Genomic DNA, 1,334 nt, shown 5'->3' with positions numbered 1-1,334 from the left:
TCACACAAGCCCCATAACGCTGCGCCGCTTTTTCGGCTAAATAAGCCCCATTGCCCCGCGCATCTAACGCGCCGCCCATCAAACGCGGCAAACCATTCACCCCATAAAATAAAATCTCTCTTTGTTGATCAAACGGCGTATTGCGCAATTCCACCATAAACCGTACACGGCGCACCAAATCTTGTCCCACCTCCATCACCACAATCGATGTCGCATCGCCCGATCGCGCAAAATCAACGCCAAAAACATGTTGGCGCCGCCGGTCAAGCCCAATATGAAGAGGTTTTATATGTTTCTCACACCAAGCAAAAGCAGCAACACTTCGTTGATGTTCCGATTGATTTTTAAAATCATCCACACAAGCAAAACGCAACACCGCAATATCTGGCGCACAACAATTTTCAATCTGTAAGCGTGTTAAAGCAGCCCCTTCTTGATCGGCTGGTATGGCATCTAATTCTTGGCGCATCGCAGCCAAACGCACCCCATAAGACGCACGAATTTGCTCTTCCCATTGTTGCTCAGATGCTAAACTCCACACCTCCCCCTTCATGGCACAAACCCGTTTAAACAAGCCATTTTTAACAGCAACACCAAAGGGGTAACAATGCACCGAAAAAGGAACCTTACCTGCTCGCGCCTCACGGATCAATTCATTGAAAGGATTGAGCACACCATTATGGGTGGAGATCACACGGATTTTTCCTCCCCAAATGAGCAAAGCATTGACAGCATCCAAAACAGCGCGCACATCTTGATGAAACGCCGCCTCGTCAATCACCACAATGCCCTGTAGTCCGCGAATATTTTCAGGGCGGCTAGAAAGCGCCTCAACCCGAAACCCCGAAGCAAAACGCACCCGATAAGCAGAGATATATTTTGTTGAACCATCCGCCCTTTGATCAGAGAATAAAAATTCCTCAACATCCCCACTATGGCTCGTAATTGCCGAAGCAAAATTGCTCACATAGCCAATAAATTCCCGCCCCTTGTCTTTGGTGTCACCAATATAAAAAACATTATCGCCCCTCGCTTCACGTGCCGCCGCTGCAATCAGTGTATCATCCAAAGCTTCTGCAAAAGTAATGCCGGTCCGCCGCCCCTTTTCAACCAGTTTTAATGGGGACTTATCTTCAATCCATGCCCGTTGATGCGCCATCAAAACGCCTTCCGCTAAGGGATCACTCTCTTTGGGAAAAGTACTTTTCCGCCAAATATCAAAACCACTCTGATGATCAAAGACATGACTTTTTGAAAAGGGCTGTTCAGCCATGTTTTACCCCCAACACCTGCGCACGAATAGCTCGCGCTGTTTCTTCTGAGAGCCCCGCCGC

The 1,334-nt window shown here is 48.3% G+C and carries 1 protein-coding gene; it reads right to left on the bottom strand.

What is annotated here, in order from left to right:
* On the bottom strand, positions 1–1,273 hold a 1,273-nt coding region (locus tag ACFINZ_RS09645), incomplete at its 3' end, for a hypothetical protein (RefSeq protein WP_375701406.1).
* Between the last annotated feature and the right edge of the window lie 61 nt (positions 1,274–1,334).

Source organism: Bartonella sp. AA81SXKL, from assembly GCF_042196945.1.
In the GTDB taxonomy this organism is placed as follows: domain Bacteria; phylum Pseudomonadota; class Alphaproteobacteria; order Rhizobiales; family Rhizobiaceae; genus Bartonella.
The sequence above is the reverse complement of the archived record's forward strand: the minus strand, read 5'-3'. Positions and strand labels throughout refer to the sequence as shown.